We start from the raw sequence: 26,870 nt of genomic DNA on the forward strand, positions 1-26,870 counted from the left end.
GAGCTGTCACGATATGGGAGTACGGGACGGGCCGGCGGGGCGGGCCGACCCGGGCACCGCAGAATGGGCGGGTGCGGGAAGCAGTTACCACAGCTCGCCGGATCGTGGTCAAGGTCGGCTCGTCCTCGCTGACCACCGCCGCCGGTGGCCTGGACGCGGCGCGGGTCGACGCGCTGGCCGACGTACTCGCCGGCTGGCTGGCCGACGGGGCGGCCGACGCCCCTCCGGCGGAGGCCGGTGCCCGACCGTCCGGGGCGGGCCGCAAGCGGGTCGGACCGGCGGACCGGCGGGAGCTGGTGCTGGTGTCGTCCGGGGCGATCGCCGCCGGCCTGGCCCCGCTCGGGCTGGCCGCCCGCCCCCGTGACCTGGCCACCCAGCAGGCCGCGGCCAGCGTCGGGCAGGGCCTGCTGATCGGCCGCTACTCGGCCGGTTTCGCCCGGCACGGCCGTACGGTCGGCCAGGTGCTGCTCACCGTCGACGACGTGACCCGGCGGGCGCACTACCGCAACGCCTACCGGACGCTGCGCAAACTGCTCGACCTCGGCGCGGTGCCGATCGTCAACGAGAACGACACGGTGGCCACCGACGAGATCCGGTTCGGCGACAACGACCGGCTGGCCGCGCTGGTGGCCGCGCTGGTCCACGCCGACCTGCTGGTGCTGCTCTCCGACGTGGACGCCCTCTACACCGGCGACCCGGCCCGCCCCGGCACGGTCCGGATCGAGGAGGTCCGCGACGAGCAGGACCTCGCCCAGGTGGCGGTCGGCCGGGCCGGCCGGGCCGGGGTCGGCACCGGCGGCATGGTCACCAAGGTCGAGGCGGCCCGGATCGCCACCGGCTTCGGCATCCCGGTGGTGCTGACCGCCGCACCGTTGGCTCCCGAGGCGCTGGCCGGCGAGCCGGTCGGCACCTTCTTCCACCGGGTACGTCAACGGCCGGCGGCCCGGCTCTTCTGGCTGGCCCACGCGACCTCGCCCCGGGGCCGGCTGCACCTCGACCCCGGGGCGGTGCAGGCGGTGGTGGCCCGGCGCAAGTCCCTGCTGCCGGCCGGCATCACGGCGGTGGACGGTACCTTCACCGCCGGTGATCCGGTCGACCTGGTGGACGACGCGGGGGCGGCGGTGGCCCGTGGGCTGGTCAACTACGACGCGGTGGAGTTGCCCGGCCTGCTCGGCCGCTCCACCTCGGAACTCGCCGCCGCCCTCGGCCCCGGGTACGAGCGCGAGGTCGTGCACCGCGACGACCTGGTACTGCTGGTCTGAACCGGGCCGACACCGGTCCAACAGCCCTGGCGGTCGGCTCAGGCCGTGACGCGTTCGGCGGCCCCGATCCTCGGGAAGGGCTCGGTGGAGAAGACCACCTCCACCGAGACCTCGAAGTATCGCGCGATCCGCAGCGCCAGGTGCAGGCTCGGGTTGTATTCGCCGCGCTCCAGGTAGCCGATCGTCTGGTAGTGCACCCCGAGCGCGTCGGCGAGGTCCCGGCGGGAGATCCCGCGCTCGGCCCGGAGTACCGCGATGCGGTTGTAGATCGCCTCGCTCATCAGTTGATCCTCTGCATCGCCTTCTCCTTCCGAGCGGCGACGCTCGAACCGGACTCCCGCCGGGCCATCCGGCGCAACACGATCGGCGCCACCACCAGGCCCAGCACGGCCCAGCCGGCGAGCATGCCGAAGGTCTCCAGGTGTCGCCAGGACTCGCCGATCTCCACCGCCGCCAGCTCGGGCGGCAGCAGGGCCGATCGGGTGCCCAGGCCCAGCCAGTAGACCGGGAACGCCTGGCCGATCCACTGCAACCAGACCGGGAAGGTGGTGATCGGATAGAAGATCCCGGAGGTCGCGACGAGCCCCATGATAGGCAGCATGATGACCCCGACGTTGCGGGGGTTGGCGAAGAGCGAGCCGAGAATCGCACCGATCGGCAGGCAGGCGACCAGACCGAGGACGAGTACCCAGAGCAGGGTCAGCCAGGCGCCCGGACCGCGCAGTTCCACGCCGTCCACCAGCAGCACTCCCGGGATCACCAGGATGACGGAGCCGATCAGCGTCATCCCGGAGACCTGCACCACCTTCCCGACCAGATAGCCGAGCATGCCGTTCGGGATCGCCTTGGCCCGGAGCAGGGTGCCGTCCTCGCGCTCGATGGTGAGCGCCATCATCATCGTCACCAGCGCCCCGAACGCCAGCCCGCCGCCGAGCACGCTGGGCAGCGTACGGGCGCTGAGCGAGAAGGTCGTGCCGGGTACCGTGGCGTCCCGCATGAAGAACATGACGACCAGGAACGTCAGGTTGGGGAAGAAGTAGTTCCACAGGTCCTGCACGTTGACCAGGCTCTGCCGTATCTCGATCCCGCCGCGGCGTACCCCGGCCCGCAGCCCCACCACCGTCGGGTTCACCGGCTCGCCTCCTCGAACTCGCGCAGCGTGGCGAGGCTCCGGCCGGACTCGAAGTCCCGGACCAGCGCCATGTAGGTGTCCTCCAGACTCGCGCGCCGGACCTCCAGGTCGGCGATGCCGTCGCCGTACTGCTGGAACAACTCCCGGACGAACGTGGTGGCATCGGTGGTGGCGTGCACGAACCGCTGCCCGTCCCGGCTCCACTTGACCTCGGCCTCCGAGGACATCCGCCGGGAGAGCTGGTCGGCCGAGCCGTCCGCGATGATCGAGCCGCCGGCCAGGATCAGGATCCGGTCGGCGAGCTTCTCGGCCTCGTCGAGGTCGTGCGTGGTGAGCAGGATCGTGGTCTGCTCCAGGTCGGTGAGCCGGTGCACCAGGTCGTGGAACTCGCGCCTGGCCTCCGGGTCGAACCCGGCGGTGGGCTCGTCGAGGAAGAGCAGCTCGGGACGGCCGACGATGCCGATCGCGACGTCCAGCCGGCGCCGCTGCCCGCCGGAGAGCTGGCCGATCCGCTTGCCGGCGTGCGGGTTGAGCCCGACGGCGTCGATCAGGTCGTCGACGTCCCACGGCCGCCGGATCTGGTCGGTCGAGTAGGGCAGGTAGTAGGAGCCGAGGTGGGCGAGCAGCTCGCGTACCCGCCACTTGGCGTGGTCGCGCCAGGACTGGAGCACCACGCCCAGCCGGGCCCGCCAGCGCTCGTCCCCGTGTGCCGGGTCCGCGCCGAGCACGGCGACCTCGCCGGCCGAGCGCATCCGGAACCCCTCCAGGATCTCGATGGTGGTCGTCTTGCCGGCACCGTTGGGACCGAGCAGCGCCAGCACCTCGCCGGGCCGGGCCGTGAACGTGACGCCGGTCAGCACGTCGGTGCTGCCATAGCGCATCCGCAGATCACGGACGTCCAGCACGGGCTGCTCGACCGGGGACCCGGCGGGCTCGGACGTCCGGCCCGGGGTCTCGGCGATGGTCATAGATCTACACCCCCTCGTCCAATCTATACGCGAGGAGATAGTACATCTACTACATCACAGAGCAAGAGTGCTCTGCCGGAAACGCGACGCGGGGCAGCTCCGGGAGGGAGCCGCCCCGCGTCGGGATGACCGGGAGGTGAAAAGGTTCAGTAGGCGGGCAGCGAGGGGTCGATCTGCTTGATCCAGGAGAGCACCCCGCCCTGGACGTGCACCGCGTCCCGGAACCCGGCGGCCTTCACCGCGGCCAGCGCCTCGGCGGAGCGTACGCCGGACTTGCAGTGCAGCACGATCTGCCTGTCCTGCGGCAGCGTGGCCAGCGCCGCGCCGGAGAGAATGTCACCCTTGGGGATCAGCGTCGCGCCGGGGATCCGGACGATCTCCCACTCGGCCGCCTCCCGGACGTCGACCAGGAAGATGTCCTTGCCGGCGTCCTGCCACTCCTTCAGCTCGCGGGCCGTGATGGTCGAGTCGGCCACCGCCTCCTCGGCCTCCGGCGAGACCGCGCCGCAGAAGTCCTCGTAGTCCTCCAGCAGGGCGGTGACGGTCGGGCTCTCCCCGCAGAGCGCGCAGTTCGGGTCCTTGCGGACCTTGATCTTCCGGTACGACATCTCCAGCGCGTCGTAGACGGTCAGCCGGCCGACCAGCGGCTCGCCGATCCCGGTGAGCAGCTTGATCGCCTCGGTGACCTGGATCGACCCGATCGACGCGCAGAGTACGCCGAGCACCCCGCCCTCGGCGCAGGACGGCACCATGCCGGGCGGCGGCGGCTCCGGGTAGAGGCAGCGGTAGCAGGGGCCGTGCTCGGCCCAGAACACCGACGCCTGCCCGTCGAACCGGTAGATCGACCCCCAGACGTACGGCTTGCCGAGCAGTACGGCCGCGTCGTTGACCATGTAGCGGGTGGCGAAGTTGTCCGTACCGTCGACGATCAGGTCGTACTGGCCGAAGATCTCCAGCACGTTGTCCCGGTCCAGTGCGGTGTTGTGGATCTCCACCTGCACCAGCGGGTTGATCTCGCGGATGCTCGCCGCCGCGGACTCGGCCTTCGGCCGGCCGACGTCCGACTGGCCGTGGATGATCTGCCGCTGGAGGTTCGACTCGTCGACGGTGTCGAAGTCGATGATGCCGAGCGTCCCGACCCCGGCCGCGGCCAGGTACATCAGGGCGGGCGAGCCGAGGCCGCCGGCGCCGACACAGAGCACCCGGGCGTTCTTCAGCCGCTTCTGCCCCTCGACCCCGACGTCCGGGATGATCAGGTGGCGCGAGTAGCGGCGGATCTCGTCAACGGTCAGCTCGGCGGCGGGTTCGACGAGCGGGGGCAGCGACACGGTGGACTCCCCGGTTCGGATCCTCGCTCAGCCGGCGGCTGAGCGCATCGACAGTGGCATGTTCGGCCATTGTTCCTCGCCCGGGCGCGAATAGACCATGAGCTGAAACACCTGCCCGAAATCCGGGAGCGGGGAATACGACCGCCGGTCAGGGGGTCGGCGGACCGACCCACCGCCTCCGTTCCATGCCGAAGGGTCAGCGGCCAGGATCGCGTCCCGGCCGGCTACAGCGAGGGGCCGGCGTACCGCTCCCCCTCCAGGTACGGCCACGGGTTCGGCACGCAGCCGTTGAGGAAGAGCGTCTGCTGCATCATCACCGGGGCGGCCCGACCCCGCCGGGGACAGCGCTCGTGGCCGTGCCCCAACTCGTGCCCGACCTCGTGGTTGACCACATATGTCCGGTACCGCTCCAGCGGCACCTTCGCGGAGACGTAGTGCGGGACGGACCGCATCCAGCGGTCCAGGTTGATGATCACCCGACCGCTGCCCCGGCAGGAGGTGTACGGCTTGCCGCCGACCCGGATGTCCACTCCGGACGCGGCGCACATCTGCCGGGCGGTACCGGCGGTGACCAGGTACACCGTGAAGTCGTGCCCGGCCCGGTCCGGTACCCGCTGCAACCGCAGCCGCCCGGAGCCGATCCAACTGCGCGGGTCGGCCAGCGAGGCGTCCACCTTCGCGGCGAACTCCGCGACGTGTTCGTCGACGTTCCGCTCCACCGCCACCCGGTAGCGCCGCAGCGTCCCGGCCCGGCCCAGCACCTCGCCCCGGCCGGTGGCGTAGGTGAAACTGCCCGGCCCGGTCGACGGCACCGGGTCGCTGAGCCGCAGTACCGGGGTCACCACCGGGCTCGGCGTGGGAGTCGGGGTGAGGGTCGGGAGGGCGGCCGGCGTCGTCGTCGGCGCGGTCGGCTGGGTGGCGGCCTGCGACTCGTCCCCGGTCAACCGCTCGGCCGGTGGGACCAGGATTCCCACCACACCGACCGCGCCGGCCACCGCCAGCAGGAGCACCGCCAGCACCCGGCCGTGCCGGAACCGCCGGGTCCGTCGCCGGTGCGGCTGGTCGGATGCCTGGGGTACGACACCCGGTGCCGGGGGGCGGCGACGCTCTCTGTTCCACACGCTTACTTAGTACGCCTGACCCACCCGGTTGGTTGCACCCATAACTCCGGATCACCTGCCGAGATCGGGAGACGATGATCACTCCTGGGCTGGCGGGTGACCGTCAGCGGGGACGGTCAGCGGGGGACGGTCGTCGGCAGCGGGCTGGTCTCGTCCAGCAGCGCCAACGCCGCCCGGGCCACCGTCCGGGGCACCTCCATCTGCGGGACGTGCCCGACGCCGGCCAGCAGCAGCAGTCGACTGTCCGGGATCAGCCGGGCCACCTGGGCCGGTACCCGGACGTCCACCAGCCGGTCCTGCCCGCCGCCGATCACCAGCGTCGGCGCCGTGATCAGGCTGGCGATCCGCCACAGCGAGCCGGCCCCCGGCAGGTACGCCCGGACGAAACTGCCGACCAGGCCACGCAGGGTACCCAGGTAGGCCCTCGGGTAGTGCGCGGCGGTGTACCGGATCCGGATCTCCTCGACCGCCTCCACCCGGCGCTGGTCGCAGATCCGCGCGGTGTCGGCGACACACGCCTCCATCACCTGCTGGGCCATCTCCTCCGGCGGCAACTGGGTCAGCCAGCGCGAGGCGAACAGTTCCGCCCGGGGCACCGCCAGCAGCGGCAGTACCCGACCCTGGAGTGACCGGCGCGGGTCGAGGAACGGCATCGCCGGTGAGACCAGGGTGAGCGTACGCACCAGGTCGGGGCGGAGGCCGGCGACGCGTACCGAGACGGCTCCGCCGAGCGAGTTGCCGAACAGGTGCACCGGTCCCCGGTCGGCGTGTTCGAGATACCGGATCACCCGGTCGGCGAAGGCCGGGATGGTGTATCTCCGGGCCGGGTCGCTGAGCCCGAAGCCGGGCAGGTCGATGGCGTGCCCGTCGAGCCGGTCGGCGAGCAGACCCGCGAGATCCGTCCAGTTCTGGGCCGAGCCGCCCAGCCCGTGCACGTAGAGCGCCGGTTCGGCGTCCGACCGGGTGGCCGGGGTCTCCCGGACGTGGGTGATCGAGCCGTCGATCCGTACGCCCCGGCCTGGCCAGGGCGGCGGCATCTCGTCCCGGGCGATCGACTCGTCCGCCGCCAGCAGCGCACGTTTCATGAACCAAGTGTGCCGGCCGTACGGAGATCACGAGGCGGGCCGGAGCAGGCCGGGGCGGGAACGGTCCGGGGCGGACGCATCGTCTGGATGACTCCGCCCCGGTTCGTTCCGTTTGCCCCGCCGGTCGGACCGGCCGGCGCTCGGGTCAGGTGAGCAACGCCTCAAGCCGGCGGTTCACCGCGGCCAGGGTGGCCCGGACCACCGCCTGACGCGGGTCGCCGGAGACCAGCGCCGAGCCGGCGAGCTGCTCGACCCAGCCGTCACAGACCAGCAGCACCACCACGGTGGCCACCTCGCAACTGCCGAACGGCACCACCGCCGCGTGCTCGACGAAGCAGCGACCCCGCTCGGTGACCCGGGTGGAGGCGCTGAGCAGCTCGTCGATGGCCGCAGCCGCCGCCACGGCACAGAGCCGCAGCACGTACCCGTCAACGGCGGGGCCGGTGGCCAGCCCGGCCGCCGGCTGTTTCCCGGCGGCGAGGCGTACCTCGACGGTGGCGTCCAGGCCGAAGGTGCTCACCTGCACGTGGTCGATGATCACCCGGGGACCGGGCGGCGAGCCCGGGTTCAGCGGCCGGGACGGCGCGGTCTCGGTGCTGGTCACCGGGCTGCCGGAATAGGAACTGCCCCCGGTGCTGGGCTGCACGCCGAGCGGAGACCCGCCCCGGGTGGCCTCCGCGGGCTGCACCGTCGCCGGCTCGCCGACGGTGGCCCGACCCCGGTGCCCCGGTGCCTGGTGCCGGCGGCGTGGCTCCTCGGTCGCCGGCTGGGGCCGGGGGTCCGGCTCGGCCGGCGGCGTCTGCCGGGGCTGCGCCACACCGGGCCGGGTGGGCGCGGCGGTCCCGGTGAACCCGGGCGGGGTCGGCGCGGCCGTCCCAGTAAAGCCGGGCGGGGTCGGCGCGGCCGTCCCGGTGAAGCCGGGCGGGGTCGGTGGCGGCGCGCCGGGCAGGTTCTGCGGGGCGGCGGCCAGGCCCATCCGTTCCTGGAGCAGCCGTGCCACGTGCCGGCTCACCTCGGCGGGATCGGCGCCGTCGGCGAGGTCCAGGCGCAGGCTGTGCGCCCCGGCCGGGGTGGTACGCAGCGAGGCGTCCCGTACCCCGGCGACTCCCCGGACCGCGTCCAGGATCGCGTTGACGTCGAAGCCGTCCGGTCGCTCGCGCAGCTGTGCCGCTCCGTCCTCCCGACGCAGATGGGTGGCGATCCGGGCCAGTTCGGGCGTCTCGGCGGGCGGCTCCACGGCGGGTGGCTCCGGCACGGTGGGCACGTCTGGCTCGGCGGGGACGCGTTGCGGCAACACGTCGCCCGGATCCGCCGGCCGGGCGGCGGGCGCGGGCTCCGCCGGGGCCGACTCCGGATAGCGGTACGGCGCACCCGGATAGCTGGGCCCGGTCGGCAACGCCAGGGCCTCCCGCCGGTACGGGTACCCGGGCGCCTGCCCGACCGGCGGATAACCGGCCGGCTCCACGCCGTGCGGCGGGCCGGACGGCCCGGATGGATAGCCAGCCGGCTCCACGCCGTGCGGCGGCCCGGACGGCCCGGATGGATAGCCAGCCGGCTCCACACCCTGCGGCGGCCCGGACGGCCCGGACTGATAGCCAACCGGCTCCACGCTCTGCGGCGGCCCGGACGGATAGCCGGCCGGTTCGGCACCCGGCGGCGGGCCGGACTGATAGCCAACCGGTTCCACGCTCGGCGGCGGGCCGAACTGATAGCCAGCCGGTTCGGCACCGGGGACGGGCCCGGACGACGGATGATTCGCCGATTCCGTACTCAGGGTCGGCCCGGACGACGGGCCTGGCGGGCCTGGCGGGCCCAGCGGCTCCGCGCCCGGCGGCGCCGAGGGGGCCAGCCCGGCCGGCCCGGTCAGGTAGCGGGGTGGCTCCGGCCCGGGCGGCCCGGACAGCCCACCGGGACCCGGCAGGTAACCCGGTGCGTCCGGCCCGAGCGCGGCCGGCCCGGGATAGCCGGTGGGCTCGTTCGGCACCGCCCGCCGGCCCGCGCTCTCGGGCATCGTCGGGACGTTCCGCGGGGCCGCCGGGTTGGCGGCGAAGCCCGCCCCGGTCGACGGCGACAGGGCGTGTCCCTCCCGGGAGATCGGCCCGGTCGGCGATTCGGCCACCCGCTGCGCCGACTGGTCGGCCCAGCTCGGCGACCAGTGCTGTTCGCGCCCGCCGGGCATCTCCGGCTCGTACGCCGGCTCGGCCTGCGGAACGGCGTCGGCGGGGTGCTGGCTCTCCGGGTGCCGGGCACTCTCCTGCTCCGGGGGCACGCCGGTCGGGGCCCACGGCGGAGCCCAGCCGGGCGACCAGTTCGCCGGTTCCTGGCCACGGACCTCGGCCGGATGGATCGGCACCGGCCCGCGCTCGTCAGCTTCCGCCGGACGCCAGCCCGGTCCCGCCGCCGGGCCGACCTGCTCGGGACCGGGCGGCGGGGCCGAGGAACGGTCCGGCTGCCGGGGTACGGCGGGCATCAGCGCGGTCATCTCGGTCACCGGCGGATGGTCGTGCTCGGACGGCGGCCGGAAGCCATGCCCGCGCTCGAAGTCCGTCGCGACCAGGTAGTCGGGGGATGCGCCGCCGCCCACCTGTCCGGGCGGTCCGAGCGGCGGCCCGGAGGTCACGGCCGGTAGCCCGGAGGTCACGGCCGGCGGTCCGGAGATGGCTGCCGGCGGGCCCGACGTCACCATCGGTGGTGCCTGCGCGGCGCTGGGCGGTCCCGAGACCGCGGCCGGCGGGGCGGAGGTCGGACCCGGGTGGGCCGATGACGGCGGCTCCGCCCAGCGCGGCGGTTGGCCGGCCGGCCCGGTGCCTGCGCGCTCCGGCTCGCCGTAACCGGGGTCGCCGAAGGCGTGCCGGGCGGTACCGGCCAGATCCGGCTCGCCCGGCGGAAGGAGTTGCCCCGGCTGCCCCGGATAGTCCGTGACGGCGGCGCTCGGCAGCTCCGGCCCGGCTCCCTGCCGGCCGGCCGGATCGACCCCCTCCGCCTCGTACGGATAGCCCGGTCCGCCGCTCCAGCCCCGCTCCGGCTCGGGCACCTCGCCCAGGTGCACGCCGTTGACCGGTTGCCGGAGTTCGTGGATCGGGATGCCGGGCGACGCCGGTAGCGGCCGAGGGCTGTAGGCCGCGCGGTCACCCCAGCCCCGGCTCACCGCCGGCTCGACCGCCTGGTGCCACCGCCGTCCACTCGGATCGACGCCCATCTCGGCGCCGGACCAGCCCGCGTCGGCCGCCCAGCCGTTGGCCGGACGGGCCGGGTCACCCTGCGGGCCTGCCCCGTTACCGTTCTCTCCCGGTGTGGGGGCTCCGGGTTGCCCTGTTTCGTCCACCGTGCGCTCCTTGGTCGCCCCCGCTGAGGCTACCGTGTGGTGGCAGTGCCGATAAGTTACAGCGGCGGGCTAATTCGGCAGTCGAGTGACGGATCCCTGCTCCCGGTCGGAATGAGTCGACGGCGTGGGAGGTGAAGCGGAGGTGACCATGACCCAGGTGGGAAACGGCGCGCAGACGGCCGGCCGCCCAACGCGTCTGCCGCGCTCGGCACGGCGAAAGCAACTGTTGGCGGCGGCCCAGGAGGTGTTCGTCGCCCAGGGATACCACTCGGCCGCGATGGACGACATCGCCGAGCGGGCCGGGGTCTCCAAGCCCGTTCTCTACCAGCACTTTCCGGGAAAGCTGGAACTCTATCTGGCGCTGCTGGACACGCACTGCGACTCGATCGTGGCCAAGGTCCGGGAGGCGATGGCCGCGACCACCGACAACAAGGAACGGGTCAGCGGGGCCGTCCGGGCGTACTTCGACTTCGTCGACCACGAGAGCGGCGCGTTCCGGCTGGTGTTCGAGTCGGACCTGCGCAACGAGCCGGCCGTACGCGAGCGGGTCGAACGGGTGGAGCAGGGCTGCATCGCGGCCATCACCGACACCATCATCTCGGACACCGGAGTGAGCCGGTCCCGGGCCGAGTTGCTCGCCTCCGGACTGGTCGGCGCGGCCGAGACCGCGGCCCAGTTCTGGCTCGCCGGCGGACGGCAGGTGCCGAAGGCCGAGGCCGAGGCACTGCTCACCGGACTGTCCTGGCGCGGAATCGCGAGCTTTCCGTTGCAGGGCGAGTCAGCCTGAACGTAACCGGCGCGGATCGGATAGCCTTTCCGACGGCGGATCTTTCGCCCCGAACGAGGAGGTCACGTGGAGGTCAAGATCGGCGTGCAGTACGCGCCGCGCGAGCTGGTACTGGAGAGCGCGCAGACGCCGGCCGAGATCGAGCAGATCGTGACCGACGCCTTCAGCAGCAACGACGGCACGCTGTCGCTGACGGACGAGAAGGGCCGTCGGGTCATCGTGCCGGTCGGCAAGGTGGCCTACGTCGAGATCGCCGAGGCCTCGCCCCGCGCGGTCGGCTTCGTCGCCCGCTGACCCACACCGGCCAGGCCGAGCGACCAGCCGACCAGGCCGGAATCCTTGACCCGACCTGCCGGGGTCAGTTGTTCAGGCCGACCGCCGACATCCGGGCGGTGTGCGCGGCGGTCAGGCGCTTGAAGAGCGCCTGCACCCCCGACTGGTCGTCGAAGCCGGTCGCGATCAGGGCGGTCAGCGCCACCCGTTCGCCGGCGGTCCGTCCCGCCTGGGACAGTCCCTCGCCGACCAGCCGCCGGGCCCACATCGAGAGCCGGTTCGCGATCTTCGGGTCGGCCTGGATGGCGAGCCGGATCTCCTGACCGGCGAACTCGTCGTACCGGGAGCCGTGCAGCACGTCGCGCACGAGTTGGCGGTCCGGCTCGGCCAGGAAGCCCGCCATCTCCCGCAGGAAGTCGTCGGCGACGGCGTCCCCGACGTACGCCTTGGTCAGCGCCTCCAGCCAGTCCTTCGGCTCGGTCGAGTCGTGGTAGGACTGGAGCGCCGGCACGAACGGGGCCATCGCCTCGCCGGGCGGTACGCCGAGGGCGGTCAGCCGGTCGGCGAGCCGCCGGTAGTTGGTGATCTCGACGGCGGCCATTTCGCACAGCACGGCACGTCGGGCCAGATCAGGTGCCAACCGGGCGTCGGCGGCCATCCGGTCGAAAGCCACCAGTTCCCCGTACGCGACCAGGCCGAGCAGGTCGACGACGGCGCCCGGGACGATCGGGGCGACCGGCTCGGCGGGGGCGCGGGACGGCGTCGGGGCAGGCTCTGCGGGGGCGGACACGCCCGCAGGGTACCGCCCGACCGCCCGGGCCGCTGGCCGACCGAAAGAGGCTTGCCAGGCCGACCGGGAAAGAGCTGTCCGGCCGACCGTCACCGCCACCGCCCGGGCGGCGGTCGCCGTGTCTGTCGGTAACCCGATGGGGCTAACGTGTAACGGACGTCACATCGGCGGACCCCGGTCGGTGGTCGTCTCCGCGGACCGGAGACGTCGTTTGCCGGGCTCAGGTAGCATGGATCAGTTGCCGAAGGAGGCAGAGGCCCGGAAGACCTCAACCGTTTCCGGAAATTCTGTCCTGCGGCACGCGCGTGCGGCCCGGTCTTCTGCTCGGCGTTCAGCCGTCGACCGTGTGGCCCGCGCCATACCGACATCGCGCCCTACGGACGAACGGGGCGCACCACGAGAGGGCACCCCCACAACCACATGAGCGATCACATCGAAAACATCATGGCCGGCCAGGCGCTGGCCGCCGACGCACCGGTCCGACCCGAGGCACCCACCTTCGCCGAACTCGGCGCCCGTCAGGAGACCGTGGCCGCGCTCGAGGCGGTGGGCATCACCCGGGCCTTCGCCATCCAGGAATACGCCCTGCCGATCGCGCTGCGCGGCACCGACCTGATCGGCCAGGCGCCGACCGGCACCGGCAAGACCCTCGGCTTCGGCGTACCGCTGCTGGAGCGGGTCTTCGCGCCGGGCGAGGGCAGCGACGGGCTGCCGCAGGCGCTGGTCGTCGTACCGACCCGGGAGCTGGGGCTCCAGGTCGCGAAGGACCTCGCCGCAGCGGGCAAGACCCGGGGCGTACGGGTGCTGCCGATCTACGGCGGCGTGGCGTACGAGCCGCAGGTCGAGGCGCTGCGCAAGGGCATCGAGATCCTGGTCGGTACGCCGGGTCGACTGCTCGACCTGGCCAAGCAGAAGCAGCTCCGGCTGGACCGGGTGCACGCACTCGTGCTGGACGAGGCGGACCGGATGCTCGATCTGGGCTTCCTGGACGACGTCGAGAAGATCCTGGCGATGCTGCCGGAGGACCGGCAGACGATGCTCTTCTCCGCCACCATGCCGGACCCGATCGTCGCGCTGTCCCGCCGGTTCCTCCGGCACCCGGTGACCATCCACGCCGGGCACACCGCCGAGACCGGGCCGTCGCCGCAGACCGAACAACTGGTCTACCGCACCCACTCGATGAACAAGATCGAGATCGTCGCCCGGATCATGCAGGCGCGGGGTCGCGGGCTGACGATGATCTTCACGCGTACCAAGCGGGCCGCCGACCGGGTCGCCGAAGATCTCGACTTCCGTGGGTTCGCGGTCGCGGCCGTACACGGTGACCTGGGTCAGGGTGCCCGGGAGCGGGCGCTGCGGGCGTTCCGGGCCGGCAAGATCGACATCCTGGTCGCCACCGACGTGGCGGCCCGGGGCCTGGACGTCACCGGCGTCACCCACGTGGTCAACTACGACTGCCCGGAGGACCAGGACACCTACACGCACCGGATCGGCCGTACCGGTCGGGCCGGCGCGACCGGGGTCGCGGTGACCTTCGTCGACTGGGACGACATGCCCCGCTGGCGGATCATCGACAAGACCCTCGGGCTGGAGATGCCGGAGCCGCCGGAGACCTACCACACCTCCGCCCACCTCTACACGGACCTGGACATCCCGACCGACGTCGCCGGTACCCTGCCCTCCGCGGAGCGGACCCGGGCCGGGCTGTCGGCGGAGGTCGAGGAGGACCTCGGCGGTCGGTCCCGGAACGCCGGTGGCCGGCGCGGGCCGGGTCGCGGCGACGGCGCGGGCCGGTCCCGCAACCGGCGCGGCGGCAGCAGCCGCAGCGGTGGCAGCGCCGACCCGGTCGGCCCGGAGGCCGAGGTCACCGGCGAGGACGAGCCACGCCGCCGGCAGCGCCGTCGGCGTCGGGCGGGCGAGGTCGTCGCCGGCCAGCCGGGCTCGACCGAGGCGGGCGAGGCCGGCGTGCCCCGGGCCGAGGCGACCGAGGCCGGCACCGGTGGCGGTGGTGGTGGCGCGTCGACCGCCGTCGACGCCGACGGGCCCGCCAAGCCGCGCCGCCGACGCCGCCGCAGTCGCCGGGGTTCCGGTGCCGGTGGCGACGCCGCCGGCGAGTAGATGCCGCACCAGCTCGACGCCGCGCTCGCCGAGGTGCGGGCGCTGCTGCTCGATCCCGGGTTGACCCGCGCCGTCGCCGCCGGGCGGCGACGCGGGCAGCCCCCCACCGTGGTACGCGCCGAACTGCGCCCGGTAGCCCTCAAGTCGGGTGCCCGGCTCCAGATCGTCACCGACGACGGCGCCCGCCCGTTCACCCGGAACGTGCCTCCCGGCCCGGAGGCGGACGCGGCGGTCGACGCGCTGCTGGCCGAGCCGTTCGGCAACTGGCACGTCGAGACCGCCAGCGCCACCCTGCAAGTGCGGGTGACCAAGCGGGGCGAGGCGCAGTTGCACCGGGTCGCCACGCAGCGGACCGCGACCCCGGCCGGCTCGCACGACCGGGTCCGGGAGCACCTGCTCGACCCCGGTGACCCGCTGTTCGCCGCGATCGGTGGCAGCGCGGCCAAGCGGCGGCAGGTCGACGCGTTCCTGCGCGCCCTCGCGGCCACCCTGCCGGCGGAGCTGACCGGCCCGCTGCGGGTGGTCGACCTCGGCTGTGGCAACGCCTACCTCAGTTTCGCGGCGTACCGGTATCTGGCCGGGCGGGGCATCGAGGTGGAGTTGGTCGGCGTGGACGTACGCGAGGACCAGCGGCGCCGCAACACCGCGCTCGCCGAGCAACTCGGCTACGCCGACCGGGTACGCTTCGTCGCCGGCAGCATCCTGGAGGCGACGGTGGAACCCGCCCCCGACCTGGTGCTGGCGCTGCACGCCTGCGACACCGCGACCGACGAGGCGCTGGCCAGGGCGGTGCGCTGGGGTGCCCGCTGGGTGCTCGCCGCCCCGTGCTGCCACCACGACCTCGCCGCGCAACTGCGGGCGCACCCGGCCCCGGGGCCGTACGACCCGCTGGTCCGGCAGGGCATCCTGCGGGAGCGCTTCGCCGACGTACTCACCGACGCGCTGCGGGCGGCACTGCTCCGGCTGCACGGCTACCGGGTCGAGGTGGTGGAGTTCGTCGACTCCCAGCACACCCCGCGCAACCTGCTGCTCCGGGCCCGGCACACCGGTGCCGAGCCGACCGACCGGCTGCGCGACGACTACCGGGCGCTGGTCGGCGACTGGCGGCTCACGCCACGGTTGCAGACCCTGCTCGGTTCGCCCTGACCGCACCACCTGGATCCGACCCTGCGACGCCCTGACCGCACCACCCGGGTCCGACCCTGCGAAGCCCTGGTCGGGCCGCCCGGGTCCGACCCTGCGAAGCCCTGACCGGTACCACCTGGTCCCACCCTGCGACGCCCTGGTCGGGCCGCCGACCGGGGGTTCATCGGCCGTACCGGCGGAACTCTCCGGATGATCGGGTAGCCGGGGGCGAGGCCGGCCGACCGTTGGTACGGGCGGGGTGGGTGCGATCAGTCGGGGTTGCCGGACACGCTTCCGGATTACCCTCGGAAGACCACCCGAAGTCCGGGCGAAAGGGTTTTCCGCTGAGCATCGGTGCCGCACAGGACTCGCCGCAGGCGGCCTTCGCCCGCTTCGTCCGGCGGGCCATCGACGACGCCAAGAGCGAGCGCGGCTGGACCGTCAGCGACGTGGCCTCGCACACCGGAGTGGGTCGGTCCACCCTGTTCCGCTGGCTCGCCGGAGACTGGCAGGACTATCCGGAGCTGGCCAAGGTACGCGGCTTCTGCACCGCCCTGGACGTACCGGTCGGGGTGGCCTTCCGGGCACTCGGCCTGCCCGACGGCGAGCAGCCCGGCGTACCCCGGCGGGAGCGGATCGAGTCGCCGGTGGAGGCCGACCTTCGGGTGATCATGACCCGGCTCGCCGACCCGGGCGTACCGCCGGAGGAGAAGAAGCTGATCCGGGACATGCTGCGCTACCTCGCCCACCGGCAGGTCCGCCGCGCCGGCTGACCGGACCGGCCCGGTGTCGTCGCGCCGGTGGCCACGGTAAACGGCCGGCACGTCCCAGCCCGCTTCGACCGCACGTCGGGCTCAGGGCACCGTCAGGGTGTACTCGGCCGTCCGCACCGCACCGGCCACCTGGAAGTCGAAGTACATCCGGTAGCGCCCGGAACTCGGCGCGGCGAGCCAGAACTTCACCGCCCCGCCCACCAGCTCGGTCTCCGGGTGGACGTGCACGTAGCCCAGGTCGCCCTCGCGCAACACCACCAGGTGCCCGTACGCGCCGAGGTAGGGCTCCAGGGCGGTGACCGGGTTGCCGCCGGAGAAGACCCGGAACAGCAGCGGCGCGCTGGCCCCGACCTGCGGAGTGCCCTCGTAGGTGACGATGAACCCGTCGACCGGCGCCTCCCGGGCTGCCGCCGGCAGCGGTCGGGGGGCGTAGTCGCCGGCGACCACCAGGTCCACCCCGAGGGTCAGCGGCACCTGCCCGCCGCTGCTGTCGAGCGCGGTGAAGTCGGCGTACGCCCGCCAGACGCCCGGGGCGGGCAGGGTCAGCGGCACGCTCCAGGTGCCGTCCATCCCCATCGTCGGATGCAGGTGCTGGTAGCCGCTGAGATCCCGACGGGCCACGATCATGTGCAACGGCTTCTCGTGCACCACCGCGTACCCGGTCACCGGCTGGCGGTCCGGGCCGCGTACCTGGAACCGGAAGTCCTCGGCCCGACCGGCGGTCCGGGTCGTGGCGGTCGGTACCAGGGTGTAGCCGCTCGCGCTGAGGCTCAGGCCGCCCGGCTCGGCACCGCCGGCCGGACCGCCGGCTGCCCCGGTGGGATGCTCGTGCGCGCCCGTTCCCGCCGGATGGGTGTGGTCGGTGGCGCTGGGCGCGGCCTGGGCGCCACCGCCGGCCGGCGGAGCGCCGCCGCTGTTCACCCTGCCGAGGCCGAAGCCGGCGAGCAGGGCCAGCGCCAGGCCACCCACGGTGAGCGCGAGGCGCACGGTGCCCCGGTCCGGCACGGCCGACTCCGCCGGGTCGCCGGGATCTGCGGGACCGCCGGCCGGCCGGCGGTCCCGGGCAGGATCGGCCGGCGCCCGACGGGCGGCGCCCGACGCCGGCCCGGGCCGGCCGGTCTCCGGCACCGCCGGCTGCTCACGCGTCACGACCGGAGGTTACCGTCCCGGTCCGGCGGCACCGCGAGGCCGGTCACCGACGGTGGTCGCGGTGTGGTCGCGGGGCGGGCGAAGGTGCCGGACGGACCTCCGGGAAGCGACTCACCGACGATCTCCGGAGAGCAACATCCATCACGGTACGGATCTGAATGGCTTCGATGCGTGGCCTCCGGTCGGCATCGATCGTTGGACAGATCGTGCCGACCACCGCATTGCCACGTCGCGCCGCAGCCCTCGCCGCCGGGATGACCGTGGCGCTGTCGCTCGCCCCCGCGCCGGGCCGGGCAGCCCCGGTCAGCGATCCCGCCGAGCGGATCGCCGGCGCGGCGGAGCAGTTGGAGATCGTCGTCGAGCAGTACAACGACCTGCGCGAGGCGTTGCGGGAGACCCGGGCGAGCAGCGCGGCCATCCAGGCCGAGATGGGGCCGCTGGAGCGCGGGATCGAGGAGCGCCGTACCGAGGTCAGCCTGATCGCCGCCCGGGCGTACCGGACCGGCGACACCCACGCGCTGGGGATGCTGGGCAGCCTGCTCGGCGCCGCCACCCCGGAGAACCTGCTGGATCCGCTGATCCTGCTCGACCGGCTGAGCCGGGAGCAGCACCGGGTGATCGGCGCGCTGACCGAGGCGCACGACCGGCTGGCCGAGGCCCGGCGCACCGTCGAGGCGCTGGCCGCCCGGCAGCGCGGCCAGGAGCGGCGGCTCGCCGCGCGGAAGCTGGCGATCGAGACCGAGTTGGCCCGGCTCGCCCGACTGCCCGGGCCCGCCGAGCCGCCGGCCGGGGCGGTACCCCGGCTGCCCGAGTCGCCGCCGAGCGGGGCCGCCGGCAAGGCCGTCCGGTTCGCGTACGCCCAGCTCGGCAAGCCGTACCGGTGGGCCGGGGCCGGCCCGGACGGGTACGACTGCTCCGGGCTCACCTCGGCGGCCTGGGCGGCTGCCGGCGTACGGCTGCCCCACAACGCGGCTCGGCAGTACCGGGCGGTGACCCGGATCAGCAGTGCTGCTCGGCAACCCGGTGATCTGGTCTTCTACTACCGCGATCTGCACCACGTCGCGATGTACGTCGGCGGCGGGAAGATCATCCATGCGCCGCGTACCGGCACCCGGATCCGGATCGACCGGGTCGACCACCAGCAGATCGTCGGTTACGGCCGACCCGGCTGAGCCCCCGGCCCGGCACTCCCGCTGGCCGCTCACCGCCGACCGGTGACTGGCGATGGCGGATCGGGTCAACCGGCGACGGCGAGCGCGAACGGGAGCACGCCCGGGGCACCGGCCTGGCGCAGCAGCCGGGCGACGACCGTCATGGTCCAGCCCGAGTCGACGAGATCGTCGACCAGCAGGACCGGACCGGTCAGCCCGGCCAACGCCCCGACCAGCGGTTCCGGCAGCTCGAAGGTGCCGTGCAGCGTGCGTACCCGCTGGGCGCTGTTGCCCCGCGCACCGGCACCGGCCGCCGCGCCGACCCGGGGCGGCACCTCGCCGAGCAGCGGCAGCCGACCGACCCGGGCGATCCGGTCGGCCAGCCCGTGTACCAGCCGGGGCCGCCGCCGCGACCCGACGGCGAGTACGCCGACCGGCCGGGCCGGCCACGGATCGTCGCCGTGTGCCCACGCCTTCAGCACCTCGACCACGGCGGTCGCCACGTCCTCCGGCACCTCCGCGTCCGGCGCCTCCGGCCCGGTCAACGCGCGCAGCCGGCCGCCCCAGCCGAGGTCGGAGAGCCGCCCGACAGCCCGCCCCGGGTACGCCTGCTCGGCCGGCCCGATCCTGCCGCGCAGCGGTACGCCGACCGCCTCCAGCCCGGTCGGCCAGAGCTTCTTCGCCGGGATCTCCACCCCGGGGCGGCCGAGGAACGCCTGCGCGGCGGCGAGCGCCGGCACCGACACGGCGGCGTCGAACCGGGCCCCGGTGCAGCGGTCGCAGCGCCCGCAGGCGGTGGCGGCCGGATCGTCCAGGCAGCGGCGGAGGAACTCCATCCGGCAGCCGCCGGTCGCGGCGTACTCCCGCATCGCCTGCTGCTCGGCGGTACGGGCCTCGGCCACCCGGCGCAGCCGGGCCGCGTCGTAGTGCCACGGCTCGGCGGTGGCCAGCCAGCCGCCCCGGACCCGGCGTACCGCGCCGTCGACGTCGAGCACCTTGAGCATCAGCTCCAGCCGGGTCCGGCGCAGGTCGACGATCGGCTCCAGGGCCGGTGTGGAGAGTGGACGGTCCGGGTGCAGCGCGCCGAGGACGGCCCGGACCTGCTCCTCCGGTGGAAAGGCCAGCGAGGCGAAGTAGCGCCAGATCGCCTGGTCCTCGACACCGGGCAGCAGCAGCACCTCGGCCGCGCCGACCGCCCGACCGGCCCGGCCGACCTGTTGGTAGTAGGCGATCGGCGACGGCGGCGCACCCAGGTGCAGCACGAAACCCAGGTCCGGCTTGTCGAATCCCATCCCCAGCGCCGAGGTGGCGACCAGCGCCTTGAGCTTGTTGTCCAGCAGGTCCTGCTCGGCGGCACGGCGGTCGGCGTCGTCGGCCTGGCCGGTGTACGAGGCGACCGGGTAGCCCCGGGCGCGCAGGAACTCGGCGGTCTCGCCGGCCGCCGCCACGGTGAGGGTGTAGATGATCCCCGAGCCGGGCAGCCGGTCGAGCTGGTCGGCCAGCCAGCCGAGCCGGTGTGCCGGGCTCGGCAGATCGAGTACGGCCAGCCGCAGCGACTCCCGATCGAGCGGCCCGCGCAGCACCAGTGCGTCGCCGAGCTGCTCGGCCACGTCGTCGGTGACCCGGCTGTTGGCGGTGGCGGTGGTGGCCAGTACCGGCGTACCGGCCGGCAGCCCGGCCAGGAAGGTACGCAGCCGCCGGTAGTCGGGACGGAAGTCGTGCCCCCAGTCGGAGACGCAGTGCGCCTCGTCCACCACCAGCAGTCCGGTGGTGGCGGCGAGCCGGGGCAGTACGCCGTCCCGGAAGTCGGGGTTGTTCAACCGTTCCGGGCTGATCAGCAGTACGTCGACCGTGCCGGCCTCGATCTCGGCGACGATCTCGTCCCACTCGTCGAGGTTCGCCGAGTTGATGGTGCGGGCCCGGATCCCGGCCCGGGCCGCCGCCTCCACCTGGTTGCGCATCAGCGCCAGCAGCGGCGACACGATCACGGTCGGCCCGGCCTGCCCCTGCCCCGCCCCGGCCTCGGCCGGCTGTCGCAGCGGTTCCACCGGCTGTCGCAGCAGCGCGGTGGCGACGAAGTAGACGGCGGACTTGCCCCAGCCGGTCCGCTGTACGCAGAGCACCCGGCGCCGGTCCACCACCAGTGCCTCGATGGCCCGCCACTGGTCGTCCCGGAGCCGGGCGTGCTCGCCGGCCAACCGGCGCAGTACGGCCTCGGCCCGCTCGCGTACCGACCTCGGCTCCGCGCCGACCGGTCCCCGGTCGTCGGGCTGCCCGCCGGGCAGCCGGGTGACCAGCTCGGTCGGGGTGTCCCCGGCCGAGGTCGGTTCGGGATCGTCGGGCCTCCGGTTTCCGTCCATCCGGCCTTTCTACCAGGGCGGCCCGACGGGGTCCCGCGGACCGTTACCGGGGTGAGGCGCGACCCGCCGACCGCCTCGCCGCCCGCCACGCTGACCCGGCGGAGTCGCGCCGCGCCGGGTCGGGCCGGGTCAGGTCGGGCCGGGTCGGGCCGGGCCGGGTCGGGCCGGGTCGGGCCGGGTCGGGTCGGGTCGGGCCGGGTCGGGTCGGGTCGGGTCGGGCCGGGCCGGGTCGGGTCGGGTCGGTCAGCCAGGCTGCCCGCCGGGTTCCGGCTCCGCACAGGGGTCCTCGAACGAGTCGGCGATCTCGGCCATCCACGGTTCGGGTGGTACCGCGCCGGGCCCGAGCACCTGCATCGAGGTGAGTACGGTGAGCAGCATCCCGGTGGCCAGGAAGTCCCGGGCCTCGGTGGCGTCCACTCCGGTCAGCTCCCGGACCAGCCGGTAGATCCGGCCGAAGCAGGTGCGTACGGCGCTGCCGATCACCGGGTCGGAGCTGGCCGCGAAGCCGTGCAGCAGCAGGGCGAGCAGGTCCCGTTCGGCCAGCAGTTCGTCGTACGCCTCGCCGAGGGTCTCCAGGTCGGCCGAGCGCTCGGCGGCATCCCGGAACACCTGCTCGATCCGGGTGGCGGCGTGCTCGACCGCGGCGATGAAGAGCCGTTGCTTGGAGCCGAAGAGCCGGATGACGTACGGCTGGGAGACACCGGCCAGTCGGGCCACGTCGTCGGTGGAGGTGCCGGCGTACCCGGAGACGGCGAACGCCTGCACGGCGGCGCCGGTGAGTTGCTCACCGCGCTCGGCGGCGGTCAGCCGGGTCCTGGTCATCGTCGCCCTCCGTCCGTCCTCCGCACGTCGGGCGCTCCTCCGTGGGCGGGACGTTGACATGTTATCAGTCGATAACTACTTTGGGGGAGGCTAGTTATCAGTGAATAACAACTAAGGAGTGATCATGACCAGCGCACCCGTCCTCGGTGCTGCGCCGCCCGCGCCGGGACGCCCCGCCGGGTCGGTCGCCCGCCCGCTGGCCGCCGTACTCGCGGCGGTCGGCGTACCGATGTTCATGGTCACCCTGGACAACCTCGTGGTGACGACGGCGCTGCCGGTGATCCGGACCGAACTCGGCGCCTCCCTGACCGACCTGCAATGGTTCGTCAACGCCTACACGCTGCCCTTCGCCGCGCTGCTGCTCACCGCCGCCGCACTCGGCGACCGGATCGGCCGGCGGCGGCTCTTCCTCGCCGGCATCGCGCTGTTCACCGTCGCCTCGGCAGCCTGCGCACTCGCCACCGAACCCTGGATGCTCACCGCCGCCCGGGCGGTACAGGGCACCGCCGGCGCGGCCGTGATGCCGCTCTCGCTCACCCTGCTCGCCACCGCCGTCCCCGACCGGCTCCGCGACGCCGCCATCGGAATCTGGGGCGGGATCAGCGGTCTCGGCGTCGCGGTCGGCCCGGTGGTCGGCGGCGCGGTGGTCGAGGGACTCGACTGGACCTGGATCTTCTGGCTGAACGTACCGGTCGGGCTGCTCGCCCTGCTGCTGGCCGCGACCGTGCTGCGGGAGTCGCACGGCCCGGCGGCCCGGCTGGACCCGGTCGGACTGGTCCTCTCCACCACCGCCGTACTCGCGCTGGTCTGGGGAGTCGTGCACGGGCAGGACCACGGCTGGACCTCCGCCCGGGTCCTGGCCGCCCTGATCGGCGGCGGCGTACTGCTCGGCGCGTTCCTCGGCTGGGAGACCCGTACCCCGGTGCCGATGCTCCCGCTGCGCCTCTTCCGGTCCCGGAGCTTCAGCGTGGTGAACATGGTGGCGTTCACCTTCTCGGTCGGCGTCTTCGGCTCGGTCTTCCTACTCGCCCAGTTCTTCCAGGTGGCCCAGGGGCACAGCCCGCTCGACGCCGGAATCCGGACGATGCCGTGGACCATGGCGCCGATGGTGGTCGCCCCGCTGGCCGGGCTGCTGGTGGGCCGGCTCGGCGTGCGTACCCTGGTCGTCGCCGGGCAGGCGATGCTGGCCGTCGCACTGGGCTGGCTCGCCCTGGTCAGCACCGCCGACGTCGACTACGCGGTACTGGCCGTCCCGCTGGCGTTGGCCGGGGTCGGCATGGGCCTGACCTTCGCGCCGTTGAGCACCGCCACCATGGCCAGCGTGCCCGCGGAGTCCCGTGGGGTCGCCTCCGGCACCAACAACAGCATCCGGGAACTCGGGGTCGCCGTCGGGGTGGCCGTACTGGCCTCGGTCTTCGCCGCCAACGGCGACTACACCAGCCGTGCGTCCTTCGTGGACGGTCTCGGCCCGGCCGTACTCGTCGGCGCGGCCGTGGTCGCCGCCGGCGCCCTCATCGCCCTCCGCCTCCCCCGCCGCTGACCCGCCGCCTTTCGGCCCGGCCCGCCCGCGAGCGGGCCCGCCGGGGGCGCGACAGGTTCGTGTTCTTCTGCTACCCCTCTGGGGGTAGTGGGAGCACACGAACCTGTCCGGCTACCCGCCGGCCGGAGGGCGGCGGGTGGGGTGGGTGGGGCGGAGGAGGGAGCGGAGGAGGGGGCGGAGGGGGGTTAGGCGGGTGGAGAGGCTGGCCAGGCCGCCGGGGAAGAAGTAGACCGCCAGGATGAAGACCGTGCCGAGTACGAAGAGCGGCTGGGAGAGCGGTCCGCTCAGCACCCCGGGCAGCGAGTCCACCGCCGACGAGGTGCCGAACGCGGTCAGCCGGTGGTCCAGGTACATGTAGAGCATGCCGCCGAGCACCGGGCCCCAGCGGGTACCCGGGCCGCCCAGCACCACCATGACCAGCAGCGAGAGGGTCAGCTCGGAGGAGGTCACGTGCGGCGAGGCGCCGCCGACCAGCAGGCAGTAGATCGACCCACCGGCGGTGGCGAGCCCGCCGGCCAGGGTGAACGCGAGCAGCTTGAACCGGTACGGGTCGAGCCCGAGTACCCCGATCCGCCGCTCGTCGTCGCGCAGCCCGGCGAGTACCCGACCGGTGGGCGAGCCGGCCACCCGGTGCACCACGAAGACGACCAGGGCGAGGTACGCCAGCGCCAGCCAGTACAGGTTGACGGTGTTGCCCACCCCGACCAGCATCGCCGGCAGCCCCGACACGTCCAGCGACAGTCCCTCCTCGCCACCGGTGAGCCCGCCGAAGTCCCGGGCCACCAGGATCGCGCCGACCTGGGCGAACGCCAGGGTCACCATGGCGAACGCGATCCCGGCGGTACGCAGTGCGATCGCCCCGAGCAGCCCGGCCAGGATGGTGCCACCGACCAGGGTCAGCAGCGCCGCCTGCCACAGCGGCAGCCCGGCCTTGGTGACCAGGATGTCGGTGCCGTAGACGCCGGCCGCGAAATAGAGCGCGTGCCCGAAGGAGAGCATGCCGGTCCGGCCGAACAGCAGGTCGTAGCCGGCGGCCAGACCACCGAAGACCAGACAGATGGCGAGCAGTTGCAGCGTCCCCGGCCCGTTGAGCGGCCCGTCGAAGACCCCCGGTACGGAGACCGTCGAGTAGGGCAGCACCGCGAAGACCAGCAGTACCAGCAGTGGTGACCAGGCCCGCAGGGCCGACCGCCAGTTCCGGCGGGGTGCCGGCGCGGAACTGGCGGTCGGCGGTACGGCGGGCGGGTTGGCCGCCGCCGCTGTCTTCACCCCGGTCGTCATCTCGGCTCCCTTGGTCACGTGGTCGCCGCCCTTCCGGCGATGCCCTGCGGGCGGAGCAGCAGCACGATCGCCAGCAGCGCGACCACGCAGATGTCTCCGGCCCCGGAGGTGCCGTAGTAGTTGACGAACTGCTGGAGCAGCCCCACCGCGACGGCGGCGTACGCGGACCCGACGACCGAGCCCATCCCGCCGATCACCACCACGATGAAGGCGAAGATCAGCAGCGAGCCGCCCTGACTCGGCGAGACCGAACCGAAGTAGACCCCGCCGAGCGCGCCGGCCAGCGCGGCAGCCGCCCCGCCGATCGCGAAGACCAGGGTGAACGCCTTCCGGACGTCGATGCCGAGCGCGGTGACCATCTCCCGGTTCTCCACCCCGGCCCGGATCACCAGCCCGTACCGGGTGTAGCGGAGGAAACCGAGCAGCGCGGCCAGCACCAGCGCGGCGGCGAGGATCAGCAGGATGCCGGAGTTCGGCACCTTGGCACCGAGGACGGAGGTGACTCGCTGGGTCCAGTCCGGGCGCGGGAACGGGCGCGGGTCCGCACCCCAGGTGGCCTGGAGCAGCGCCACCCCGGCCAGCGAGAGCCCGACCGTGACCAGCACCTGTTCGATGGTGCGGGAGTAGAGCGGACGGATCATCACCAGTTCGACGGCCATCCCGACCACCGCACCGGCGGCGACACCGAAGGCGACCGCGAGCACGAAGCCGAACCCGGACGGGCCGGCACCGGGCAGGTTCCCCGCCGCCCACCAGGTGGCGTACGCCCCGACGGAGAGGAACAGTCCGTGCGCGAAGTTGAGCACGTCGGCCAGCCCGAAGACCAGGGAGAGCCCGGAGGCGACCAGGAAGTAGAGCGCGGCCAGCCCCAGCCCGGTCAGCGTCAACAGCACGATCGTGCTCACCGCCCGGCCACCTCCGCATCCGACGAGGACGACACCGGGACCGAGCCGTCGGTCGGGGACGACAGCGCCGCCGAGCCGGGGGCCGGGGTGGACAGGGGGACGTGCGACTCGCCGGCCACGCCGACGCCGAGCAGGGATCTGGTCAACTCCGCCTCCCGCAGCAGTTCGTCGGCGGCGCCGGACCAGGCGACCCGGCCGGCGGCGAGTACCACCGCGTCGCTGGCCAGCCGGCGTACCACCGCGAGGTTCTGTTCGACCAGCAGCACCGGCACGGCGACCGCGACCCGCTCCAGCACCTCGGCCACCTCGGTGACCACCTTCGGCGCCAGTCCCTTGGTCGGCTCGTCGACCAGCAGCAGCCGGTTGTCGTTGAGCAGCACCCGGCCGATCGCCAGCATCTGCTGCTGACCGCCGGAGAGCGAGCCGGCCCGTTGCCGGCCGCGCCGCTTCAGCTCCGGAAACAGCTCGAAGACCCGGTCGTACGCCGGGCTGCCGCCGCGCCGCTCGGCGAGCCGCAGGTTCTCGGTGACGGTGAGGCCGGCGAAGACGCACCGGTCCTCGGGTACGTAGCCGAGGCCGTCCCGGACCAGCCGGTGGGTCGGCTCGCCGGCCAGCGAGCGGTCGCCCATCCGCACCGTGCCGCGTACCTCGCCGCCGCGTGGGGTCAGCCCGAGGATCGCCCGCAGCGTGGTGGTCTTGCCGACCCCGTTGCGCCCGAGCAGCACGGTCACCCCGCTCGGTGCCACGGTGAAGGAGACGCCTTGCAGGATGTGCAGCCCGGCGATCCGCACCGACAGCTCGGCGACCGCAAGGATCGGGACAACCTCACTCATAACGATTCACCTAGATATGCCTCCTGCACCACCGGGTTGGCCATCACGGTCGCCGGGACGTCGCAGGCGAGCAGCGCGCCGTGGTGCATCACCGCGATCCGGTCGGCGAGCCCGAGGATCACGTCCATGTGGTGTTCCACCATGAGTACGGCCCGACCACTGTCGCCGGTCAACGACCTGATCACCGCGACCAGCTCCGGTACGTCCTCGGCGCTCACCCCCGCCATCGGCTCGTCGAGCAGCATCACCCTCGGCTCGCCGGCCAACAGCAGCGCGATCTCCAGTTTCCGCTTCTCGCCGTGTGCGAGCGTGCCGGCCAGCGCGTCGGCCCGGTGCGCCAGGCCGACCCGGTCCAGTGCCGTGTCGGCGGCGGCGACCACCTCCCGGTCGGCCGCCGCCCGCCGCCACAGCCGCATCGAGCCACCCCGCTGCGCCTGCACCGCCAGCCGGACGTTCTCCCGCACGCTCAGCGAGCCGAAGACCGAGGACGCCTGGAACGTCCGGCCCAGCCCCAGCCTGGCCCGCCGGTACGGCGGCAGCGCGCTGATGTCCGTACCATCCAGCAGCACCTGGCCGGCGGTCGGCCGACGCAGGCCGGAGACCAGGTTGAACAGCGAGGTCTTGCCGGCGCCGTTCGGGCCGATCACCCCGAGGAACTCTCCGGGTGCCAGCTCCAGGTCGACGCGGTCCACGATGGCGACCTCGCCGATCCGCCAGGTCAGGTCGCGGGTGGCGAGCACAC

At 73.6% G+C, this 26,870-nt stretch carries 23 protein-coding genes; 8 read left to right on the forward strand and 15 right to left on the reverse strand.

What is annotated here, in order from left to right:
- Nucleotides 1-71 precede the first annotated feature (71 nt).
- The gene (gene proB / locus Pma05_RS29380) at nt 72-1,262 is read left to right on the forward strand and encodes a glutamate 5-kinase (protein WP_203860718.1); all 1,191 of its coding nucleotides are present in this window, start codon (nt 72-74) and stop codon (nt 1,260-1,262) included.
- A gap of 38 nt (nt 1,263-1,300) precedes the next feature.
- Here the strand turns inward: proB and Pma05_RS29385 are convergent, their stop codons facing one another.
- The 7 genes from Pma05_RS29385 to Pma05_RS29415 all read right to left on the reverse strand — a co-directional run bounded on the left by Pma05_RS29385 (nt 1,301) and on the right by Pma05_RS29415 (nt 10,221).
- Entirely contained in the window at nt 1,301-1,543 is a 243-nt protein-coding gene (locus Pma05_RS29385) for a helix-turn-helix transcriptional regulator (protein WP_203860719.1), read from the reverse strand.
- The gene (locus Pma05_RS29390) at nt 1,543-2,394 is read right to left on the reverse strand and encodes an ABC transporter permease (RefSeq protein ID WP_203860720.1); all 852 of its coding nucleotides are present in this window, start codon (nt 2,392-2,394) and stop codon (nt 1,543-1,545) included. Before Pma05_RS29390 ends, Pma05_RS29385 begins: the two co-directional genes overlap by 1 nt.
- On the reverse strand, nt 2,391-3,362 hold the full coding sequence (locus Pma05_RS29395) for an ABC transporter ATP-binding protein (protein WP_372441575.1): 972 nt from the start codon (nt 3,360-3,362) through the stop codon (nt 2,391-2,393). Before Pma05_RS29395 ends, Pma05_RS29390 begins: the two co-directional genes overlap by 4 nt.
- 146 nt (nt 3,363-3,508) lie before the next feature.
- Complete coding sequence (gene moeZ, locus Pma05_RS29400; RefSeq protein WP_307836932.1) at nt 3,509-4,711, reverse strand: adenylyltransferase/sulfurtransferase MoeZ; 1,203 nt, start codon at nt 4,709-4,711, stop codon at nt 3,509-3,511.
- A 203-nt stretch (nt 4,712-4,914) separates the two neighbouring features.
- On the reverse strand, nt 4,915-5,811 hold the full coding sequence (locus Pma05_RS29405) for a DUF3152 domain-containing protein (RefSeq protein WP_203860722.1): 897 nt from the start codon (nt 5,809-5,811) through the stop codon (nt 4,915-4,917).
- Between the two features lie 116 nt (nt 5,812-5,927).
- Nucleotides 5,928-6,896 (reverse strand): alpha/beta fold hydrolase, encoded by a 969-nt coding sequence (locus tag Pma05_RS29410; protein ID WP_203860723.1) that lies wholly within the window; start codon nt 6,894-6,896, stop codon nt 5,928-5,930.
- 145 nt (nt 6,897-7,041) lie between these two features.
- Entirely contained in the window at nt 7,042-10,221 is a 3,180-nt protein-coding gene (locus tag Pma05_RS29415) for a hypothetical protein (RefSeq protein WP_203860724.1), read from the reverse strand.
- A gap of 148 nt (nt 10,222-10,369) precedes the next feature.
- Here Pma05_RS29415 and Pma05_RS29420 point away from each other — a divergent pair, with 148 nt between their 5' ends.
- Nucleotides 10,370-11,008 carry a TetR/AcrR family transcriptional regulator gene (locus tag Pma05_RS29420; protein WP_203860725.1) on the forward strand — a complete coding sequence of 213 codons (639 nt, stop codon included), beginning with the start codon at nt 10,370-10,372 and terminating at the stop codon, nt 11,006-11,008.
- A gap of 66 nt (nt 11,009-11,074) precedes the next feature.
- On the forward strand, nt 11,075-11,302 hold the full coding sequence (locus Pma05_RS29425) for a DUF3107 domain-containing protein (RefSeq protein WP_203860726.1): 228 nt from the start codon (nt 11,075-11,077) through the stop codon (nt 11,300-11,302).
- Nucleotides 11,303-11,366: 64 nt separating this feature from the next.
- Here the strand turns inward: Pma05_RS29425 and Pma05_RS29430 are convergent, their stop codons facing one another.
- Nucleotides 11,367-12,071 carry a ferritin-like fold-containing protein gene (locus Pma05_RS29430; RefSeq protein WP_203860727.1) on the reverse strand — a complete coding sequence of 235 codons (705 nt, stop codon included), beginning with the start codon at nt 12,069-12,071 and terminating at the stop codon, nt 11,367-11,369.
- Between the two features lie 420 nt (nt 12,072-12,491).
- Here Pma05_RS29430 and Pma05_RS29435 point away from each other — a divergent pair, with 420 nt between their 5' ends.
- The 3 genes from Pma05_RS29435 (at nt 12,492) to Pma05_RS29445 (ending at nt 16,087) form a co-directional block, all read left to right on the forward strand.
- Nucleotides 12,492-14,189 carry a DEAD/DEAH box helicase gene (locus Pma05_RS29435; RefSeq protein WP_203860728.1) on the forward strand — a complete coding sequence of 566 codons (1,698 nt, stop codon included), beginning with the start codon at nt 12,492-12,494 and terminating at the stop codon, nt 14,187-14,189.
- Nucleotides 14,190-15,335, forward strand: coding sequence for a class I SAM-dependent methyltransferase (locus tag Pma05_RS29440; protein WP_203860729.1), 1,146 nt, complete (start codon nt 14,190-14,192; stop codon nt 15,333-15,335).
- A gap of 329 nt (nt 15,336-15,664) precedes the next feature.
- Nucleotides 15,665-16,087, forward strand: coding sequence for a helix-turn-helix domain-containing protein (locus tag Pma05_RS29445; protein ID WP_203860809.1), 423 nt, complete (start codon nt 15,665-15,667; stop codon nt 16,085-16,087).
- Nucleotides 16,088-16,168: 81 nt separating this feature from the next.
- On the opposite strand, the gene Pma05_RS29450 is transcribed toward Pma05_RS29445, so the two are convergent.
- Nucleotides 16,169-17,236, reverse strand: coding sequence for a DUF8832 domain-containing protein (locus Pma05_RS29450; protein WP_239313317.1), 1,068 nt, complete (start codon nt 17,234-17,236; stop codon nt 16,169-16,171).
- A 206-nt stretch (nt 17,237-17,442) separates the two neighbouring features.
- Here Pma05_RS29450 and Pma05_RS29455 point away from each other — a divergent pair, with 206 nt between their 5' ends.
- Nucleotides 17,443-18,408, forward strand: coding sequence for a C40 family peptidase (locus tag Pma05_RS29455; RefSeq protein WP_203860730.1), 966 nt, complete (start codon nt 17,443-17,445; stop codon nt 18,406-18,408).
- 65 nt (nt 18,409-18,473) lie between these two features.
- On the opposite strand, the gene Pma05_RS29460 is transcribed toward Pma05_RS29455, so the two are convergent.
- Together Pma05_RS29460 and Pma05_RS29465 are read right to left on the reverse strand one after the other, a co-directional pair.
- Nucleotides 18,474-20,747 (reverse strand): RecQ family ATP-dependent DNA helicase, encoded by a 2,274-nt coding sequence (locus Pma05_RS29460; protein WP_203860731.1) that lies wholly within the window; start codon nt 20,745-20,747, stop codon nt 18,474-18,476.
- A gap of 243 nt (nt 20,748-20,990) precedes the next feature.
- On the reverse strand, nt 20,991-21,569 hold the full coding sequence (locus tag Pma05_RS29465) for a TetR/AcrR family transcriptional regulator (protein WP_203860732.1): 579 nt from the start codon (nt 21,567-21,569) through the stop codon (nt 20,991-20,993).
- Between the two features lie 124 nt (nt 21,570-21,693).
- Between Pma05_RS29465 and Pma05_RS29470 the strand changes: the two genes are divergently transcribed.
- Nucleotides 21,694-23,109, forward strand: coding sequence for a DHA2 family efflux MFS transporter permease subunit (locus tag Pma05_RS29470; protein WP_203860733.1), 1,416 nt, complete (start codon nt 21,694-21,696; stop codon nt 23,107-23,109).
- 111 nt (nt 23,110-23,220) lie between these two features.
- Here Pma05_RS29470 and Pma05_RS29475 read toward each other — a convergent pair whose 3' ends face one another.
- Genes Pma05_RS29475 through Pma05_RS29490 form a run of 4 tightly spaced genes read right to left on the reverse strand, consistent with a single transcriptional unit; the run spans nt 23,221 to nt 26,868 of the window.
- Nucleotides 23,221-24,390, reverse strand: a complete 1,170-nt coding sequence (locus tag Pma05_RS29475) for a branched-chain amino acid ABC transporter permease (protein ID WP_203860734.1) — start codon at nt 24,388-24,390, stop codon at nt 23,221-23,223.
- A 14-nt stretch (nt 24,391-24,404) separates the two neighbouring features.
- Nucleotides 24,405-25,295, reverse strand: a complete 891-nt coding sequence (locus tag Pma05_RS29480) for a branched-chain amino acid ABC transporter permease (protein ID WP_203860735.1) — start codon at nt 25,293-25,295, stop codon at nt 24,405-24,407.
- Nucleotides 25,292-26,128: an ABC transporter ATP-binding protein gene (locus tag Pma05_RS29485; RefSeq protein WP_203860736.1), complete on the reverse strand. Its 837-nt coding sequence runs from the start codon at nt 26,126-26,128 to the stop codon at nt 25,292-25,294. Before Pma05_RS29485 ends, Pma05_RS29480 begins: the two co-directional genes overlap by 4 nt.
- Nucleotides 26,125-26,868: an ABC transporter ATP-binding protein gene (locus tag Pma05_RS29490; RefSeq protein WP_203860737.1), complete on the reverse strand. Its 744-nt coding sequence runs from the start codon at nt 26,866-26,868 to the stop codon at nt 26,125-26,127. Before Pma05_RS29490 ends, Pma05_RS29485 begins: the two co-directional genes overlap by 4 nt.
- Between the last annotated feature and the right edge of the window lie 2 nt (nt 26,869-26,870).

Source organism: Plantactinospora mayteni, assembly GCF_016862935.1.
GTDB lineage: Bacteria > Actinomycetota > Actinomycetes > Mycobacteriales > Micromonosporaceae > Plantactinospora > Plantactinospora mayteni.

Bases quoted from the DNA above. Each gene is read 5' to 3' on its own strand.
- Pma05_RS29385 (WP_203860719.1), bottom strand. From the start codon at position 1,543: ATGAGCGAGGCGATCTACAACCGCATCGCGGTACTCCGGGCCGAGCGC.
- Pma05_RS29395 (WP_372441575.1), bottom strand. From the start codon at position 3,362: ATGACCATCGCCGAGACCCCGGGCCGGACGTCCGAGCCCGCCGGGTCC.
- Pma05_RS29410 (WP_203860723.1), bottom strand. From the start codon at position 6,896: ATGAAACGTGCGCTGCTGGCGGCGGACGAGTCGATCGCCCGGGACGAG.
- Pma05_RS29420 (WP_203860725.1), top strand. From the start codon at position 10,370: ATGACCCAGGTGGGAAACGGCGCGCAGACGGCCGGCCGCCCAACGCGT.
- Pma05_RS29435 (WP_203860728.1), top strand. From the start codon at position 12,492: ATGAGCGATCACATCGAAAACATCATGGCCGGCCAGGCGCTGGCCGCC.
- Pma05_RS29440 (WP_203860729.1), top strand. From the start codon at position 14,190: ATGCCGCACCAGCTCGACGCCGCGCTCGCCGAGGTGCGGGCGCTGCTG.
- Pma05_RS29460 (WP_203860731.1), bottom strand. From the start codon at position 20,747: ATGGACGGAAACCGGAGGCCCGACGATCCCGAACCGACCTCGGCCGGG.
- Pma05_RS29465 (WP_203860732.1), bottom strand. From the start codon at position 21,569: ATGACCAGGACCCGGCTGACCGCCGCCGAGCGCGGTGAGCAACTCACC.
- Pma05_RS29470 (WP_203860733.1), top strand. From the start codon at position 21,694: ATGACCAGCGCACCCGTCCTCGGTGCTGCGCCGCCCGCGCCGGGACGC.
- Pma05_RS29475 (WP_203860734.1), bottom strand. From the start codon at position 24,390: ATGACGACCGGGGTGAAGACAGCGGCGGCGGCCAACCCGCCCGCCGTA.
- Pma05_RS29485 (WP_203860736.1), bottom strand. From the start codon at position 26,128: ATGAGTGAGGTTGTCCCGATCCTTGCGGTCGCCGAGCTGTCGGTGCGG.